11 protein-coding genes are annotated in these 14,862 nt (G+C 66.7%); 5 read left to right on the top strand and 6 right to left on the bottom strand.

Annotated features, from left to right (window positions below; genetic code table 11):
• Positions 1 to 238: 238 nt before the first annotated feature.
• A complete protein-coding gene (locus AC10QF_RS17295) occupies positions 239 to 1,843 on the top strand; it encodes a SulP family inorganic anion transporter (RefSeq protein ID WP_494542577.1) in 1,605 nt (534 codons plus the stop codon).
• 79 nt (positions 1,844 to 1,922) lie between these two features.
• Here AC10QF_RS17295 and AC10QF_RS17290 read toward each other — a convergent pair whose 3' ends face one another.
• Positions 1,923 to 2,633 carry a glutathione S-transferase gene (locus AC10QF_RS17290; protein WP_065196686.1) on the bottom strand — a complete coding sequence of 237 codons (711 nt, stop codon included), beginning with the start codon at positions 2,631 to 2,633 and terminating at the stop codon, positions 1,923 to 1,925.
• 169 nt (positions 2,634 to 2,802) lie between these two features.
• Between AC10QF_RS17290 and AC10QF_RS17285 the strand changes: the two genes are divergently transcribed.
• The 3 genes from AC10QF_RS17285 to AC10QF_RS17275 all read left to right on the top strand — a co-directional run bounded on the left by AC10QF_RS17285 (position 2,803) and on the right by AC10QF_RS17275 (position 7,030).
• Complete coding sequence (locus AC10QF_RS17285; protein WP_494542576.1) at positions 2,803 to 3,624, top strand: DUF3014 domain-containing protein; 822 nt, start codon at positions 2,803 to 2,805, stop codon at positions 3,622 to 3,624.
• 181 nt (positions 3,625 to 3,805) lie between these two features.
• Entirely contained in the window at positions 3,806 to 6,391 is a 2,586-nt protein-coding gene (gene clpB / locus AC10QF_RS17280) for an ATP-dependent chaperone ClpB (RefSeq protein WP_005418568.1), read from the top strand.
• Between the two features lie 93 nt (positions 6,392 to 6,484).
• A complete protein-coding gene (locus AC10QF_RS17275; RefSeq protein ID WP_227838095.1) occupies positions 6,485 to 7,030 on the top strand; it encodes a hypothetical protein in 546 nt (181 codons plus the stop codon).
• Positions 7,031 to 7,069: 39 nt separating this feature from the next.
• Here AC10QF_RS17275 and AC10QF_RS17270 read toward each other — a convergent pair whose 3' ends face one another.
• From AC10QF_RS17270 to AC10QF_RS17260, 3 genes are all read right to left on the bottom strand, one after another.
• A complete protein-coding gene (locus tag AC10QF_RS17270; protein WP_069139331.1) occupies positions 7,070 to 7,870 on the bottom strand; it encodes a MipA/OmpV family protein in 801 nt (266 codons plus the stop codon).
• Between the two features lie 140 nt (positions 7,871 to 8,010).
• Entirely contained in the window at positions 8,011 to 9,300 is a 1,290-nt protein-coding gene (locus AC10QF_RS17265) for an ATP-binding protein (protein ID WP_065178912.1), read from the bottom strand.
• Positions 9,297 to 10,034 (bottom strand): winged helix-turn-helix domain-containing protein, encoded by a 738-nt coding sequence (locus tag AC10QF_RS17260; RefSeq protein WP_138952686.1) that lies wholly within the window; start codon positions 10,032 to 10,034, stop codon positions 9,297 to 9,299. Before AC10QF_RS17260 ends, AC10QF_RS17265 begins: the two co-directional genes overlap by 4 nt.
• Positions 10,035 to 10,214: 180 nt before the next feature.
• On the opposite strand from AC10QF_RS17260, the gene AC10QF_RS17255 reads away from it, so the two are divergent.
• On the top strand, positions 10,215 to 11,501 hold the full coding sequence (locus AC10QF_RS17255) for an O-acetylhomoserine aminocarboxypropyltransferase/cysteine synthase family protein (protein ID WP_053500794.1): 1,287 nt from the start codon (positions 10,215 to 10,217) through the stop codon (positions 11,499 to 11,501).
• A gap of 586 nt (positions 11,502 to 12,087) precedes the next feature.
• Here AC10QF_RS17255 and ybaL read toward each other — a convergent pair.
• The gene (gene ybaL, locus AC10QF_RS17250; RefSeq protein ID WP_069139333.1) at positions 12,088 to 13,785 is read right to left on the bottom strand and encodes a YbaL family putative K(+) efflux transporter; all 1,698 of its coding nucleotides are present in this window, start codon (positions 13,783 to 13,785) and stop codon (positions 12,088 to 12,090) included.
• A gap of 193 nt (positions 13,786 to 13,978) precedes the next feature.
• Positions 13,979 to 14,860 (bottom strand): XVIPCD domain-containing protein, encoded by an 882-nt coding sequence (locus tag AC10QF_RS17245; RefSeq protein WP_134956007.1) that lies wholly within the window; start codon positions 14,858 to 14,860, stop codon positions 13,979 to 13,981.
• Between the last annotated feature and the right edge of the window lie 2 nt (positions 14,861 to 14,862).

Here is a 14,862-nt window from a genome sequence, read left to right as displayed (position 1 = left end):
CGGGTAGGTGGCGCGGGGGTGTCCGCGGCATGGATGCCGCGGCCAAGCCCCCAGGGATGGGTTTACGGCGTCCCCCGCGCCACCTACCCGACCGGCCTAACCCAGGAAATCGCCGTCCGCGACCAACCCAGCCACGAGGGGCCCCGCCGTTGGCTGGAACCCATCATTCCACGACGGAATTGGCGCCCAGGCGCCGCTGGGCCTACCATCGGCGGTCCCCACCCCCACCGCCCCTTCCATGTCCGCTCCCGCTTCCGCCGCACCGCGTCGCTGGTTCGTCGCCGGCGACTTCAACGGCTTCTTCGGCCTGGTCGTCGACAACCTTTCCATCCTCGGCTTCATCGCCATGGCCCTGGTCGGGATCTTCCAGTTCCCCGCCGACGTGGTGTTCGGCCGCATGTTCCCAGGCACGGCCTTCGGCGTGCTGATAGGCAATCTGCTGTACACCCTGATGGCACGCCGGCTGGCCGCGCGCAGCGGCCGTGACGACGTCACCGCCATGCCGCTCGGCCTGGATGCCCCCACCAGCATCGGCATGGCCCTGCTGGTGCTTGGCCCGGCCTTCATCGCGTTCAAGCAGCAGGGCATGGACCCGCACGCGGCGGGCATCGCCACCTGGCAGCTGGGCATGGCGGCGCTGGTCATCATGGGCGTGCTCAAGTTCGTTCTGTCGTTCTTCGGTGAAGCAGTCACCCGCGCGCTGCCGCGTGCCGCGCTGCTGGGTTCCATTGCCGGCATCGCGCTGGTGCTGATGGGCCTGCTGCCGCTGCTGGAAACGCTGCGCTCGCCGCTGGTCGGCTTCACCACGCTGGGCCTGCTGCTGTATGTGCTGATCGCCAAGGGCAAGCTGCCGGTGCGTGGCCCGGGCGTGCTGCTGGCCTTCGTGTTCGGCACCGCGCTGTACTACGGCCTGGGCCTGGCCGGGCTGGGCGCGCCGGGATTCCATGTGCCGGAGTGGGTGCCGCCGCAGGTGGTGCTGCCGCTGCCGACACTGGGCTTCCTCGACGGCCTGCCCACCGCGATGACCTACCTGCCGCTGCTGCTGCCGTTCGGCCTGCTGATGGTGGTCGGCGGCATCAATGTTTCTGAAAGCGCGCGCGCAGCCGGCGACGACTACCGCACCCGCGACATCCTGCTGGTGGAAGCGGTGGCTACGCTGGTGGCAGGCGCCTGTGGCGGCGTGGCGCAGACCACGCCGTACATCGGCCAGCCTGCGTACAAGCACATGGGCGCGCGCAGCGGCTATATGCTGCTGACTGGCCTGTTCGTCGGCATCGGCGGCATGCTTGGCATCATCTCCGGGCTGGTGCAGTGGCTGCCGCTGGCGGTGCTGGCACCGATCATCGTGTACGTGGCCATCGACATCACCACCCAGGCCTTCCAGGCCACGCCGCGCCACCATACCGGCGCGATGGTGTTCGGTTTCCTGCCGTCGGTGGCCTACCTGCTGGCGATCAAGGCACCCGGCTGGATCACACCGGATCAGCTGCCCCAGCTGCTGACCAAGCTCGACGGCCACGGCCTGCCGGAGCTGGCGGTGATCTTCACCCTCGGCAACGGCTTCATCATCACCTCCATGCTGTGGATTTCGGCGGTGGCGGCGATGGTCGATGGCCGCCTGCGCCGTGCCTGCGGCTTCCTGCTGGTGGCGGGGGTGCTGACCCTGTTCGGGCTGATCCACTCGGTGGATCCGCGCGGCGGCATCTACCTGCCGTGGGAGCTGGAAGGATTGGCGCGCATCATCAGTGTGCAGTTTGCCGGCGCCTACGTGGCCCTGGCGGTGCTGCTGGGCTTGCTGTCGCTGCAGAAGCAGCCGGTGAAGCCGCTGGGCGAGAACAGCTGACCCCACGGTAGTGCCGGCCGCTGGCCGGCACCCTCGTGGGCTTCGGGCGGAGGGTGCAGCTGCCGGCCAGCGGCCGGCACTACCGCTCGGCGTCCAGCTCCGGGTAGTGGCGGAAGATGCCATTCGTGTTGAATGCCAGGCGCCTTTCCGAGCCCAGGTAGGCGGCAATGTTGGGTCGTTTCGCCACTCGTTCCTGCAGCGCACGCAGCAGGGGCACGGCGGGCGCCAGTGCCTGCATGCGGCGCGGGAACATGTAGTCCAGACCACTCAGCAGCTGGAACAGCGACAGGTCCACATACGAATGCTCGCGCAGTGCATGGCGGCCACCGTTGGCGGCCAGCACCCGTTCGAAGTAGCCCAGGAACTTCGGCAGGCGCTCACTGCGCAGCGACGCGGCACGTGCCTTGGCCTCGGTCTTCTGCTCTTCGTAGTATTTTGATGCGGCGATCGGATGGTGAGTGTCATGCACCTCGGCCACCAGGTCAGCGATGGTCAACTGCAGTTGCAACGCCTGCATCCGCCGCGATGCGGCCTGCGGCACCAGATCCAGCGTCGGGCCGAGGAAGTCCAGGATGGCGGCGACCTGCGCAATGACCTGGCGACCGGCCTTCAGGAACGGCGGCGCGAAGGGCTGTGCCCCGTCACTGCTGCCATCGAGAAACGGTTGCATCACCGCATCACCGTGCACCCGCGCCATGTCGATGTAGTCGGCGCCGGCATCTTCCAGCGCCAGGCGCACGAACTCGCCACGGCCCTGGATACCGGTCCAGTAGTACAGCGCATACTGCATGGCAGTGTCTCCGCAGGACAAGGCCCACAGCCTCGCGCGCGGCACGCAAAGCAGGCGTGAGCGCGGCTTTGGCGTGGGCCGAAGCCGAACGGCAGCGGAACAGGCAGGGAACCGGCTGGAACCGGTGGGGTCACACCTTCTCCATGCGTGTGAAACGAGGTGCTGCATCATGCAGAGTGGAAAGGCGGTATGGCCCTGGGTGCTGGGTGTGGTGGTGATCGGCGGCGCGGGCGGTTGGTTGTTCCGCGATCAGCTGAGGCACCTGGCAGACGGTGTTTCGGTGCCGGTGCACTCAACCGCCGCCAGCACCAGCGCACCGCCGCAACCGCAGGCGGCCGCGGACCCCGCGCCAGCACCGCCGCCGATCAGGCATCCGCTGGACACCGAGGCCGCCGCTGACCCGGCGCTGCCCAAGTTGGCCGACAGTGATGCGGCTGCCTGGGGCGCATTGAGCCAGCTGTTCCAGGGCGAGGGCCCGATGACCCTGCTGCTGCGCGATCACCTGATCCAGCGCCTGGTCACCCAGGTCGACAACCTGGACAAACCAAGCGTGCCGCCGACGGCGCTGGCCGCACGGCCGCTGCCGGGCAACCTGCAGGTCGAGCCTGGCGAGGGCGGGGAACGCATTGCGGCAAGCAACTCGGCGCGTTACGCGCCCTATGTGCAGGCCTTCACTGCGCTGGATCCAGCGGCAACGGCTACGGCGTACAAGCGCTTCTATCCGTTGATCCAGCAGGCCTACGTCGACCTGGGCCGGCCCGAGGGCTACTTCAACGACCGTCTGGTGGCGGTGATCGACCATCTGCTGGAGACCCCGGAACTTGCGCAGGCGCCATTGGTGCAGCGTGATGAGCGCGGTCGCTACCGCTTCGTCGATTCCACCCTGCAGTCGCGCTCGATAGGCCAGAAGGCGCTGTTGCGCATGGACGCCGCGCAGGCGCGGGCGGTCAAGCAGCAGCTGCGGGCGATCCGCAGCGCGATCACCGGCTGAGTCCGCGCACCGCGCGGAACTGATCGGGATCAACGCGCCGACCACACCCGTTTCGGCATGCTGGCCGCAGGCTGACTGGCCTCGGGGTGCAGTCGCAGCCACCCTTGAAACGGGGTGGGGCAACCGCATCTTCCCAGCATCGCCGGCGCGGGCCGGCCCTGATGACCGATGAGGATTCGCAATGCGGATGGACAAGCTCACCTCGCGTTTCCAGCAGGCGCTGGCAGACGCACAGTCGCTGGCCGTGGGCCGCGACAACAGCATCATCGAACCGGTTCACCTGTTCAGCGCGTTGCTGGACCAGCAGGGCGGCAGCACGCGCCCGCTGCTGGCCCAGGCCGGGGTGAACGTGCCGGTGCTGCGCGAGCGCCTGACCGAGGCGCTGGATGCACTGCCGAAGGTGTCCGGCCAGGCCGGCAACGTCTCGATGGGCAATGACCTGGGGCGCCTGCTGAACCAGACCGACAAGCTGGCCCAGCAGCACGGCGATGCCTTCATTGCCAGCGAGTGGTTCGTGCTCGCGGCGCTGGAAGACGGCGGCACGCTGGGCATGGCGCTGCGCGCCGCCGGTGCCGACAAGACCCGCCTGCAGGCTGCGATCGACAAGCTGCGTGGCGGCGAGAACGTGCAGTCGGAGAATGCCGAGGAACAGCGGCAAGCGCTGGAGAAGTACACCATCGACCTGACCGCGCGTGCCGAGAGCGGCAAGCTCGATCCGGTGATCGGCCGTGACGAGGAAATCCGTCGCACGATCCAGGTGCTGCAGCGCCGGACCAAGAACAACCCGGTGCTGATCGGCGAACCCGGCGTGGGCAAGACCGCAATCGTGGAAGGGCTCGCCCAGCGCATCATCAATGACGAAGTGCCCGAAGGCCTGCGCGGCAAGCGCGTGCTGTCGCTGGACATGGGAGCGCTGATCGCCGGCGCCAAGTTTCGCGGTGAATTCGAGGAGCGCCTGAAGGGCGTGCTCAACGACCTGGCCAAGAACGAAGGACAGATCATCCTGTTCATCGACGAGCTGCACACCATGGTCGGCGCCGGCAAGGCTGATGGCGCGATGGATGCCGGCAACATGCTGAAGCCCGCCCTGGCGCGTGGCGAGCTGCACTGCATCGGCGCGACCACGCTGGATGAGTACCGCAAATACATCGAGAAGGACGCCGCGCTGGAGCGCCGCTTCCAGAAGGTGTTCGTCGGCGAACCCACGGTGGAGGACACCATCGCGATCCTGCGCGGGCTGAAGGAAAAGTACGCCGTGCACCACGGTGTGGAAATCACCGACCCGGCCATCGTGGCTGCCGCCACGCTGTCCAACCGCTACATCACCGACCGCCAGCTGCCGGACAAGGCCATCGACCTGATGGACGAAGCCGCCTCGCGACTGCGCATGGAGATCGATTCCAAGCCGGAGGAGCTGGATCGCCTGGAACGCCGGGTAATCCAGCTGAAGATCCAGCGCGAGATGCTGAAGAAGGAAAAGGACGAAGCCTCGCGGCAGCGCCTGGCCGATCTCGAAAAGGACATCGATGCGCTGGAGCGCGAGTTCTCCGATCTCAATGAAATCTGGAAGTCGGAGAAGGCAGCGCTGCAGGGCGCCACCAAGATCAAGGAACAGGTCGAGCAGGCCAAGCTGGAGCTGGAAGCTGCGCAGCGCCGCCAGGATTTCGCCAAGATGAGCGAAATCCAGTACGGCCTGTTGCCGCAACTGGAAAAGCAGCTGGCCGCCGCGCAGGAAGCCGAGCACAAGGACTTCAAGCTGGTACAGGACCGCGTGACCGATGAGGAGATCGCCGAGGTCGTTTCGCGCTGGACCGGCATCCCGGTCAACAAGATGCTCGAAGGCGAGCGCGACAAGCTGCTGCGCATGGAAGAAGTGCTGCACAACCGTGTGGTCGGCCAGGAAGAGGCGATCAAGGTCGTCTCCGATGCGGTACGCCGCTCGCGTGCCGGCCTGTCCGATCCGAATCGTCCGGCCGGCTCGTTCCTGTTCCTCGGCCCGACCGGCGTCGGCAAGACCGAGCTGTGCAAGTCGCTGGCCGAGTTCCTGTTCGACAGTGCCGACGCGATGATCCGCATCGACATGAGCGAGTTCATGGAAAAGCACAGCGTCGCCCGCCTGATCGGTGCGCCCCCGGGCTACGTCGGCTACGAGGAAGGCGGTTACCTGACCGAGGCCGTGCGTCGTCGCCCGTATTCGCTGATCCTGCTCGATGAGGTGGAGAAGGCGCATCCGGATGTGTTCAACATCCTGCTGCAGGTGCTGGACGATGGCCGCCTGACCGACGGCCAGGGCCGCACTGTGGACTTCCGCAACACCGTCATCGTGATGACCTCGAACCTGGGCTCGCATCAGATCCAGGACATGAGCAGCGACGACAGCCCGGAGGCCTACACGCAGATGAAGGCAGCAGTGATGGGCGTGGTGCAGGCGCACTTCCGTCCGGAGTTCATCAACCGCCTGGACGACATCGTGGTGTTCCACCCGCTGGACAAGCAGCAGATCAAGCAGATCGCACGCATCCAGATGCGCGGGCTCGAGAAGCGCCTGGCCGAGCGCGGTTTGAAGCTGGCGGTCTCCGATGCGGCGTTCGATCTGCTCGGCAACGTCGGCTTCGACCCGGTGTATGGCGCGCGCCCGCTGAAGCGCGCGATCCAGTCGCAGCTGGAGAATCCGCTGGCGCAGCAGATCCTGTCCGGTGCCTTCGTCAACGGTGACACCATTGAAGTCGGCAACGACGGGGGACGCCTGGTCTTCGCCAAGGCTTGAACCGGTGGCGCTCCTGCCCTGGCTGGCGCGCCACCAAAGCCCTAGCAAGGCACAATGATCCCGTTTCACTTTCGCAAGGACGAGGAGAACCGCATGGACGTTACCCGAAGGGTTTCACTCTGCATGGCGCTGGCGCTCGCTGCTGTTGCTGGACACGCTGCAGCCGTCGAACAGGTCCAGCTGCCGCCGATGAAGGGTTACCAGCAGGCCCACCAGAGCACCGACGCACAAGGCAACCGCATCACCGAGTACGTGCCGCAGGGCCAGACCGTGCAGGACTGGACCGACATGGTCACTGTCAATGATGCGCCGAACAGTGGCCATGTGAGTCCGCGCGAGTTCCTCGGCATCATCGAGGCGGGGTGGCGCATGGCCTGTCCGGCTGCGCAGAGCCACTGGATCCGCGAAGGCGAGGAGGGCGGACGGCCGTTCGCGCTGCTGATGCTCAGTTGCCCGCTGAACCCCGGCACCGGCAAACCGGAGTTCACCTGGATCAAGGGCATGCAGGGCAGGCAGGGCTTCCACACCGTGCAGAAGTCGTTCCGCGCCGAGCCGGAGAAGGACGACGTCGTGCAGTGGATCGGCTGGCTGCGCGAGGTCGGCTTGTGCGGCAGCGGCGCCGCACAAGCCTGCCACTGATCGCAGCGAAAGAGGGCGCCCCGCGGCGCCCTTCATGCATCAGAAGCGGTGCGTATAGCCGCTCATCACGCCGAACTGGTTGGCCTTCTGCACGATCGGGCTGTCGGCGGCATCGCCGAGCAGGCGCGTGCCTTCGGCCGAGATGTACCAGTTGCCATTACGGCCCACGCGGTGGCTCCACTTCAGGCCGACACCGGCGCTGACCAGGCCCGCCTTCGGTTTGTGCTCGGCAAAGCCGGTGCGCGCGGCCTGTTCCGGACTGACGCCGTACCAGGTCTGCATGTAGCCACGGTTGCCGTAGTCGGTGGAGACGCTGCCGCTGACCACGCCACCGGCCAGGTCGAACAGCGGCATGCTCAGGTTCAGGTGGATCTGCTGGGTAGCCAGTCCATTCTCAGCCTTGTCCTCGTCCTTGCGGGTGAACTGCCAGGAGCCGCTCAGCACGGCCTCGCCCAGCGTATATCCAGCCGAGACACCGACCAGGGGACGGGTATCGATATCGCCCATGCCGCGCAGGAAGTCCGAACCGCCGAGCAGCGAATCCTTGTCCCTGCGGATACCGCTGGCACCGACATAGGCGCGCACGCGGGTGTGCTCGCCGAGGGTCGTGCCCCAGCCGATGCCACTGGTGCCCAGAAACCAGCCCCCCGGCGAGGTGACATCGAAGGACAGCGAAGGCGTCGCACGGTACTCCTCGCTGCCGCTGTAGCGCGGCGCCACGCCACCGCCGGCGGCGAGCTCGAAGGTCCAGTGGTCATCCTTGGCGTGGGCGATCGGGGCGGCGAACAGCGGCAACAGGGCCAGGTGGAGCAGGGCGGGGGAACGGCGAAGCTGGGACATGGAAACTCTCGACAATGGGAGGAAAGCAGCGCGCGCATCCGGCGAGTGCTGCAGGGTCGCTAGCGTGGCGATACGCCGGCGATCGATCCGTCCGCAGTTGTGCGGGAGTTGTAATGAACTGTAATTGCGCCCGTGGGCGTTCAGCTGGCAGCCAGCGGCCAGTGCATTTCCAGGCGTGCGCCGCCGAGGGCGGCGCGACCGATGCGCAGTTCGCCGTGGTGGCGTGCGGCAATGCGGCCGACGATCGCCAGGCCCAGGCCGAAGCCGCCGGTGTCGCGGCTGCGGCTGTCATCCAGGCGGGTGAACGGGCGGACCACCTTTTCGCGGTCAGCCTCGGCGATGCCGGGGCCGTCGTCGTCCACGCGCAGGCAGGCGCGCCCGCCCACACTCACCAGCGACACGTCCACCTGCGAGCGCGCGTGGCGCAGGGCATTGCCGACCAGATTGCTCAGCGCCAGCTGCAGCAGGCGCGGTTCCGCTTCCAGCCGAGGCAGGGCGCTGGGCTGCACGCGCAGCACCAGGCCGGCACGTTCGGCATCGCGGCGGGCATCGGCCAGGCAGGCCTGCAGCCAGTCGTTGGCTTCGATCCGCTGCATCGGTTCGCCCTCGCTGGGATGCTCCAGCCGTTCGTAGGCCAGCAGTTCGCTGACCAGCCGGTTGAGCTCGGCCAGGTCGCCATGCAGGCCCTGCGCCAGTCGTTCGCGGCGCTCGCGGTCATCGCTGTCCTGCATCAGGTCCAGGCCGAAGGCCACGCGCGCGATCGGCGTACGCAGTTCGTGGGAGATCGCATGGGTCAGGTCGCGCTGGCGCTGTACCAGTTCGGCCACGCGCGCGGCCATGCGGTTGGAATGGTCGACGATGACCCGGATCTGCGAGCGTGGCGAGACCTGCGCGCGTGCCTGCAGATCGCCGGCGCCGATGCGGTCGGCATGCACGCGCAGGGCATCCAGATCGCGCCAGAGCAGGCGTACCCAGGCGTACAGGCTGGCGCCGACCAGCAGCAGAATGCTGAGGTAGGCCGCGATGGTCATGTACGTGGTCATCTGCACCGCGCCAGGCACGCGCAGGTGCAACCAGCGACCATCGATGCCTTCGATGGGCAGCAGGACCTGCTGGTACTGATCGCGCACGATGAAGCCATCGGCCTGCACGGCTGCCTGTTCCTGCGGGGTCAGCGCGGGAGGCTTGTCGAGCAGGGTCAATGCGATGCCATAGTGCGGTTGCCACTGCTGCAGGCGCTCACGCTGCTGGCTACCGTCCAGGCCGGCCAGGCCGCTGCGCAGGGCGTACACCTGCCCGCGCACCTGCTGGACGAAAACGCGATCCTGCACGGGCGTATAGATGCTGTCGAGCACCCGGTTGAGAAAGAACACCGAGGCCAGGAAACAGGCGCCGGTGATGAACCACAGCCACAGGAACAGCCGCTTCATGCCGTCCAGGCCGACGGATTGAACTGGTAGCCGCGGCCCCACACGGTCTTGATCCGCCGCGGCTCGCGCGCATCGTCGCCGAGCTTGCGACGCAGCTTGCCGATGCAGACGTCAACGCTGCGGTCCAGGCCGTCGAAACCGATACCGCGCACCGCCTGCAGGATCTGGTCACGGGACAGGATCTGCCCCGGCTGGCTGGCCAGCAGCCACAGGATCTCGAATTCGGTGGTGCCCACGTCGACCGTGGCACCCTGCAGGTGTACCTCACGCTGCATGCGGTCGATCAGCAGTTCACCGTGCATCAGCCGGCTGGGCGTGCCGGTGTTGCTGCTGCCGTGGCGGCGGCGCAGCAGGGCGCGCAGCCGGGCCAGAAGCAGGCGTGGTTCGATGGGCTTGTGCACATAGTCGTCGGCGCCCGATTCCAGGCCCAGCACCTGTTCGATGTCGTCCTCGCAGGCGGTCAGCATCAGGATCGGCACATCGGAGAAGCTGCGGATCTGGCGGCACACGTCGATGCCGCCCAGGCCGGGCAGCATCAGGTCCAGCACCACCAGCTCCGGCGCGTGCTGGCGGCAGGCGGCGCCGGCCAGGTCGCCGCGTGCGATGTGCTGCACGGCGAAGCCATGCTGGTGGAGGTAGTCGCTCACCAGTTCGGCCAGGCGACGGTCGTCCTCTACCAGCATGACCGACGTAGGCGAACTGCTGGTGGTGGGATGCCAGGGCGATGGCTGCATGGGTGGGGCCTCCGTGCCCGGGCAGCAGCGCCCGGCGGCGCAGCCTAGCAGCGCCCCATGACGACTGCCTGAATCGCGGCCAACCTGATAACCGCCGGTACGGGCGTCATCGCCAGTGGCTTTCAGTGGCGGGCGCGGGCTGGCCTATGGTGGCGGTTTCCCCGGATGGAGCCTGGTGCAATGAGCGAACCGCAGTGGCAACTGGAAACCCTGGCCGTGCACGGCGGCTACCGTCCCGACCCGACCACCCGCGCGGTGGCGGTGCCGATCTACCAGACCGTGGCGTATGCCTTCGATGACACCCAGCACGGCGCCGATCTGTTCGACCTGAAGGTGCCCGGCAATATCTACACCCGCATCATGAACCCTACCACCGACGTGCTGGAGCAACGCCTGGCCGCACTGGAAGGTGGCATCGGTGCGCTGGCGCTGGCCTCGGGGCAGGCCGCGATCACCTATGCCCTCCAGACCATCGCCGAGGCCGGTGACAACATCGTCGCCTCCAGCGCGCTGTATGGCGGCAGCCTCAACCTGCTGGCACACACGCTGCCGCAGTATGCCATCCAGGCGCGCTTCGCCGACCCGGCCGATCCTTCTGCGTTCGCCGCGCTGATCGACGAGCGCACCAAGGCGGTGTTCGTCGAATCGATCGGCAACCCGCGCGGCAACGTCACCGACATCGCCGCCATTGCCGAGGTCGCGCATGCCGCGGGTGTGCCGCTGATCGTCGACAACACCGTGGCCACGCCGTTCCTGCTGCGCCCGTTCGAGCACGGTGCCGACATCGTCGTGCACTCGCTGACCAAGTACCTGGGTGGCCACGGCAACAGCCTCGGCGGTGCAATCATCGACTCCGGCCGCTTCGACTGGGCGGCGCAGCCGAAGCGTTTCGCCCGCCTCAACCAACCCGACCCCAGTTACCACGGCGTGGTCTATACCGAAGCACTGGGGCCGGCGGCCTACATCGGCCGCGCGCGGGTGGTCCCGCTGCGCAATACCGGTGCCGCGTTGTCGCCGTTCAATGCGTTCCTGATCCTGCAGGGCATCGAGACCCTGGCCCTGCGCATGGAGCGCATCAACGCCAATGCACTGGCCGTCGCGCAGTTCCTGAAGGCGCACGACAAGGTCGCCTGGGTGCGTTACGCGGGACTGGCAGACGACCCCGAGCATGCCGCCGCGCAGCGCTACCTGGGCGGGCATGGCTCGGGCGTACTGACCTTCGGCCTGCCGGGCGGGCGCGAGGCTGGCGCGCGCTTCCTCGATGCGCTGAAGCTGTTCACCCGCCTGGTCAACCTGGGCGACGCGAAGTCGCTGGCCACCCATCCGGCCTCGACCACCCATCGCCAGCTGGATGCGGCAGAGCTGGCCAAGGCCGGGGTCAGCGAAGATACCGTGCGGCTGTCGATCGGCATCGAGCACATCGGTGACCTGCGCGCCGACCTGGAGCAGGCCCTGGCCGCCGCCTGATAGCCGCGCGCTTGGTGCATATCGCCACAGGCGATCACCACCGGCGGCGCGATGCGCTAGGGTGGAACTGCCTCTCCAAGGCGTGGCAACGTGGCGATCCAGATCCCCGGTCGATGCGGGTCGACCGGGGATTTTTTTGTTTCCGGGGTCAGATCCGTTTTCCTGTGGAAAACAGATCTGACCCCATGTGCCGACGGTCGGCATCAATCCTGGTAGATCCACGCCATGCGTGGATGGATCACCATCGGAATCGAACATTCCGACAGTTCATCAAACAGCATCCACGCATGGCGTGGATCTACTGCAGATCGTGAGAAATTGTCGAAGGCGGGGTGGGTCCGCTTGCGAGGGCGTGAGCCGCATGGGCCCGAGGCATGCCTCGGGCGGGTTGGGCAGGACGCCCAACCCCGGTCTTGCCGTGTGCGCAGGATTGCGCACACGAGCAAGCGGCGACCGAGCTTACATGGGCGTACTTGCAGCAGCCCCTGCAAGCGGACCCACCCCGCCATCCCACGGATAGTCAGCTTTTGCCTTTGCCTTTGCCTTGGCAGGTGCAGGGCTGCAAGCCCTGCCGCAAGCACACCCCTCACACCACCGGAATGCTGTGCTGCCCCAGATTCCGATATGGCGGCGTGGACATGACCATCTCCGCCAGCGAATAGGCCAGCTCGCGCTCGGCCATCACCGTGCCATCGGCACCATGCTCCAGCAGATGCTTCACTTCGGCATCGCTGTGCGCACGTGCCAGCAGGGTCAGGTCCGGGTTGATCGCACGCAGCTTGGCCAGTGCCTCGCCGGCTTCCAGCGGCTGTGGGATCGCCAGCACTGCGATCTTGGCCCGCTCCGGATGGGCCTCGGCCAGCACCCGGTCGGCGGCGGCGCTGCCGCGGATCGCTGCCAGGCCCCTGGCGTGCGCCTGCTCGACGTGCTCCTTGTTGTCATCGATCACCAGCACCGGCACGCCGCGATCGCGCAGCACCTGTGCCAGCTCGCTGCCGACCCGGCCATAGCCGATCACGATGGCGTGGTCATGCAGGTCGCGCGACGGGCCGGTCGCCTCTTCCGGCTCTGGCGTTTGCGGCTGTGTTTCCTGCTTGGCCTGCCATCGGTCGAGCAGGCCGAACACCAGCGGGTTGAGCATGATCGACACCAGCGCGCCGGCCAGCACCAGCGACTGGCCTTCCTTCGGCAGGATCTGCAGCGCCACGCCGAGGCCGGCGATGATGAAGGCGAACTCGCCGATCTGGGCGAGGCTGGCCGAGATGGTCAGCGCAGTGCTGGTCGGGTGGCCGAACGCGCGCACGATGAAGAACGCGGCTGCCGACTTGCCGAACATGATGATCAGCACCGTGGCCAGCACCTGCCACGGATGCTGGACGAGGATGTTGGGGTCGAACAGCATGCCGACCGAGACGAAGAACAACACCGCGAACGCATCGCGCAGCGGCAGCGAATCGTGCGCGGCCTTGTGGCTCAGTTCCGATTCGTTGAGCAGCATGCCGGCGAAGAACGCGCCCAGTGCGAACGAGACGCCGAACAGCATCGCCGAGCCGAACGCCACCCCCAGCGCGATTGCCAGCACCGACAGGGTGAACAGTTCGCGCGAACCGGTACCGGCGATACGTTCGAGGATCCAAGGGATGACCCGGCGCCCGACCACCAGCATCACCGCCACGAACAGGCCCAGCTGCACGAAGGTCCAGCCGATGTCGGCCAACACGCTGCCCAGCGAGTGCGACTCCTTGGCCGCGTCGGGGCCGAACACACCGGCCATCACCGGCATCATCACCAGTGCCAGCACGCAGGCCAGGTCTTCCACGATCAGCCAGCCGACCGCGATCTTGCCGCGCATCGTCTCCAGCAGACGGCGTTCCTCCATTGCCCGCAGCAGCACCACGGTACTGGCCGTGGCCAGCGAGAAACCGAAGATGACGCCATGAATGGCCGGCCAGCCCATCAGCGAGGCCACGCCCCAGCCGAGCAGGGTGGCCACCGCGATCTGACCGATGGCGCCGGGGATGGCGATGGCCTTGACCGCCATCAGGTCCTTCAGCGAGAAGTGCAGGCCGACGCCGAACATCAGCAGCATCACGCCCAGTTCGGCCAGCTGGTTGGCCAGCGCCTGGTCGGCGACGAAGCCGGGGGTGAACGGGCCTACGCAGATGCCAGCAACCAGGTAACCGACCAGGGGAGACAAGCGGAGCTTGTTGGCCAGCGCGCCGAAGATGAAGGCGAGCCCCAGGCCAACGGCCACGATGTTGATCAGGTCGGTGTCATGGTGCATCGGCACTCGCAAGAAATCGGGGGTGCCCCGATTTTCACCGATGAGGCCAGATACGGCAAACCCGGCCAGCGTATCGGATCGTTGCGTGGGCGGCTTGTACGGGCGAGATATCAAGCCTTGTTGAGAGATGGCAGGCCCTGGCGGGCCGAATGGTGCCTACCTATGGGGGGGCTCCAGGCGTAGCCGTCGATGATCACACCATCTGCCGGCGCTGGGTCTCTTCAAGGGCAGGCTCGGCCTGCTGCGGCGAGGCGGCCAACTGCTTGTCCAACTGATGAATCTGCCGCAGCGACTCCGCAACGGATGGCTGAAGGGCCGTTTCAATGTTGATGGGGGCACGCAGATGGCCCGGGTCATCCAAGGCTCCTTGAATGACGAAGATGTTCTCCGGCCTTGGGGGCTGACCAGTCGGCAAGCCCAATACCACATGGTCGATCCGTTCCAGACCTTGTGCCCGGGCAAGTTGGGTGAGGCTGGCCGCCATGCGTTGGCTGGATTCATCAGATGTGCGACCCAGCGATGCGTCCAGCGCATGGACGCCGGCGAGTGCCTGCTGGTGAAGCGATGCCGAGGCATCGCTCAGCGATGGGATGCTGCTTTCCGGCCGATCGGTTGCCGGTTGCGGCTGCGAAGGACTGGTGGGCCGCACGCGCTCTGCCTTGCGAATGGACTCGATCAGCTCCCGCGGCGTATCGGTGAACAGCAGTTCGCCTGCATCCAGGGACTGCCCAGTAACCTTGTTCACGGTACTGGTCGCCCACGATGCGCAGGTATTGCCATATGACCAGGTGACATTTTCGCCCAAGGCCTGGTCAAGTCGCTTGACCTGCTCGGGAGTCAATTCGTAATAGCGTGAGGCCGAAGATGTGGCCCGGGCTTCCATGCCTTCGCGGATGTCCGAACCTGGGCCATTGTCCTCAACGAGTGGATGGTTGTCTGGCCACAGGCCATGGAACGTCGTATGGCCGTTTCGCGTCACCGAGATCCAGGCGTGGCCGTCCACGAACTGATTGAACGACCCCTGTGTATTGGGGTCTACGTGACTATGGATGCCGAGGACGACCTTGTCGCTCATGG

The organism is Stenotrophomonas maltophilia complex sp. Om-AH-Sm3, from assembly GCF_059337855.1.
Note: the sequence above shows the minus strand (reverse complement) of the source record. Positions and strands in the feature narration are given on the sequence as shown.